This is a genomic window from Chitinophaga sp. (assembly GCF_036566945.1).
GTDB lineage: Bacteria > Bacteroidota > Bacteroidia > Chitinophagales > Chitinophagaceae > Chitinophaga.
The window spans coordinates 1-3,283 of the sequence record NZ_DATCVJ010000832.1 but is presented as its reverse complement, the minus strand read 5'-3'; the positions used below and the strand labels follow the sequence as shown (position 1 = coordinate 3,283).

The following is a 3,283-nucleotide window of genomic DNA, read 5'->3' as shown; positions in this document are numbered from 1 at the left end:
TTCCAATAGATTCTGCTCAACCTGATTATGCTGAATCCATTAATATTGCGTTGCAGAAATTAGCAGAGCTTGAACAAAAGCCAATTTCTTTATTAATCTCCTCTTTAAACGAACTAAAAGACGATACGCTTCGTTTTAAAGTAAAGGATGCAAGAAATGAAGAAAATTTTATTCCGCTTTCTTATGCTGTATCTGCAATCAATGGCACGAAAGAAATGCTGCTATCGGCAGCCTGCACAGCATTAAAACCACAAATTCATCATCCCAGATTATCCCGATCGGAGGCGCAGGAGCTGATTGACAAGACACGATTCAGGCACACGGAAGCAGGCAGCTTTATTATAAAAGTTTCGGCTCCGGTAAAAGCAATGGAAATACAAGGTAATTTGTTCGAAGAGGATTTACCCTTTGTGAGGCAAACAACGTTGGTTATCAATAAAGCTTTAAACAAGCTCGTTACAGCCATTCAAGCAGACACACTTGATTCATTAATTGACGAAATAAAAGCGGATCCCGCTCCTGAATTATCTTCCAATCTGTGTAAAGCAATTACCAACTTCCAGGAAGAACATGATGACTATGATTTGTACGTTGACTTCTCATGGGCAGGCTCGCTACCAGTACCCCAAAAGATTATCACGCATAACCAAATAAAAATTCAAAAAGATTATTTCTCAAGAATAGACGATGTAAGCAGAGAACTGAAACGTACAGAACAACAGAAAGTTGAGGACGTATTTATGGCATCTGTTGAGCATCTCGCTGGAGATATTGGAGAAGACAACAGAAGGTCAGGTGAAGTAATTCTTAACCTGTATAAAGACAGTGAAGTTATACGAGCCAGAACTATTCTGAATGCAAATGACTACGCCAAGGCGGATCAAGCTCACATGATTGCCAATTCCTTCCTAAAAATCAAGGGAAAACTATACCAGGGAAATCAACCTAGAACTCTGACTGATATTCATCTCTTTGAATTAATACTACCATAATTTGAAATAGTGATTGAGAAATAAAAAAAGCCCGACAACTCATTGCCAGGCCCCGTCAGTAAACCCTTACTCAAACTATATCATCTTATACCAGGGCAATCCATGCCAACCTTTCGGATGGTGAATTGACGGGGTTATACTATTCCCAGTAATTTCAAACCAGGGAAATGAGCTTCTGCCTTGCGGATGATGCATGGTAGGGTATAACTTACTTCCTCGCACTTCATACCAGGGGAGGGAACTGGAGCCCTTCGCGTGGTGTATGGTTGTAAAAACATTGTTTTCTCTGATTTCATATTCTGCTAATGAACGCCCACCATCAGGATGATGTAATGTTCTGTGGAGTTTCATGGTAATTGTTTTTGAATTTTAAAAATATGGTTAACGGTTTTTCCGGGTTTACTAAACAGTGATCGAATATAAGAAAATATTTAATCAGGATAACAAACTAAATATCAAAAATATCGGACAGCATCTTTCGGAACGGATAGTAAATAACCCGTTCTCTGAATAGTGAAAATATCTACAATGGGAATATGTCTGAAATGCGCACGGAGCATAGATATGGCAGCGTATAAGGCCCGTGTTTTATTTAATCCAAAAACAATCTGTTCCAGGGTTTCTCTTTCAATGGTTTTATTCACTCGGGCGATCAATGCTTTAAGAATCTTCGCTTCATTCTGGTTGAGTGGAAAAACGGCATCATCATAGGTAAGTGTACAATCCCGAGTATTAAAAATGTATTTATCCAGGACAATTACCTCCGCTTGTTCTTTAGCCCTTCGTACAAGCGCTTCCATTTTCGGAATTAGTACAGGCACCTGGATGGGTTTCTCACAATAATCATCTGCACCTCCGATGCTGAATCCTTTCAGCTTTGTCTCCAATTTTAGATCTGCGGAAATATACATAATGGGGACAATCGTATTGACGGCGCGTATTTTCGCGGCGAGGTCCACACCATTTAACACAGGCATGTGCACGTCTATTAAACAGACATCGAAATATTGATTGTTAAACACATCCCACGCTATCTGGCCATCTCCGGCAATGACGACTTCGAAATGGCCGGTTTCTTCCAATGAGTGCTTTAAGTTACTGGCAGCGGCTGTATCGTCTTCTGCATAAAGAATAGTGAGTGTATCTACGTTTCGCATGAACTTACATTTTATTGTAACGAACCGGTTATGCTCCATCGAATTTATAAAGTAGGGGGCCGGGGCAATCATTGATTATTGAGGATCCTCAATAAGCTCAATTACACCTTTCAAAATATAACCCTTTGCGTATTTAGTCTCTATATCCAAGGAGGAGTCAACTTTTTTCATAGTATCCCTTAGTTTTTTCTTGAATGAGCACACATTTTTCTCGTTCCCAAAAGCGAGCACCAATTCGTCTTTAGGAGCCAATTCATCCGGCCCCCTTTTTAATAGACACATTATAAATTTGTCCCTACCTGGTGAAAGCGTTCTTCTTTTCCCTTTCGGACCCTTTAACTCACGTGTCCGCGGATCATATGTTGTTTTTTCGATAGGATACGTCATAAGGTTTTATTATAGAGGAGGAGCTAAAATAATGTTGTAAAAAAATAGATAGTTTTCTGATGCTTAATGTCTTAGCAAAGTATCCATTACCTCCGCCGCGTCCAAATACGTCTTCTTCCACACTCATAGGGTCTTCACTCGACAAATAAAAAATCGGCATGCGCCTATCCACGCTCCTGATTCTTTCTCCGAGGTCAATTCCATTCAGGCGAGGCATCATAATATCCAGGAGACAATAATGAAAACTCATTTCATTAAAAAGCATCCATGCCTGTTCTCCATCATAGGCATTATAAACCTCAAAACCATTTTGATGCAAAATTTTCTTTGTGATGCGGGAGAAGATAAGGTCATCGTCTGCATGAAGTATGCGATTTGCCATTCTATTTATAATTTATTAACAGTAGTGAATAGTTCAGCTATTATTATTGCAACGGCGATGTTGGATAACGAAAGTGGATAAACGATGAAATTCAGCATCATCACAATTATCAATGAAAGATATTATCATGGTTTTTTCTTTTTCCAATACAAAGGAAAAAAATATTCAGGAGGCTTCCCGAAACATTACCATATAAATTTTAAAAAATAAACTCAAGATGAAAATCTAAATAGTCATTTGAAAATGACTATCAATAAACGGTTATAGCGATTATGAGAGATGTTTGTTAATCCATCTTAACAAGTATTTTGTTCACTGTTGAAATTCATTTTTTGTTAATCAAAAAGCATTTCCGTTTAACAAGA

At 38.4% G+C, this 3,283-nt stretch carries 3 protein-coding genes; 1 reads left to right on the top strand and 2 read right to left on the bottom strand.

Annotated elements, in window-relative coordinates; all coding sequences use genetic code 11:
• The coding region (locus VIP81_RS25245; RefSeq protein WP_331967804.1) for a hypothetical protein at positions 1 to 992 on the top strand (992 nt) is incomplete at its 5' end.
• Between the two features lie 455 nt (positions 993 to 1,447).
• Here the strand turns inward: VIP81_RS25245 and VIP81_RS25240 are convergent.
• Together VIP81_RS25240 and VIP81_RS25235 are read right to left on the bottom strand one after the other, a co-directional pair.
• Positions 1,448 to 2,149, bottom strand: a complete 702-nt coding sequence (locus VIP81_RS25240) for a response regulator transcription factor (protein WP_331967802.1) — start codon at positions 2,147 to 2,149, stop codon at positions 1,448 to 1,450.
• A 355-nt stretch (positions 2,150 to 2,504) separates the two neighbouring features.
• Positions 2,505 to 2,918 carry a response regulator gene (locus VIP81_RS25235; RefSeq protein ID WP_331967800.1) on the bottom strand — a complete coding sequence of 138 codons (414 nt, stop codon included), beginning with the start codon at positions 2,916 to 2,918 and terminating at the stop codon, positions 2,505 to 2,507.
• Positions 2,919 to 3,283 lie beyond the last annotated feature (365 nt).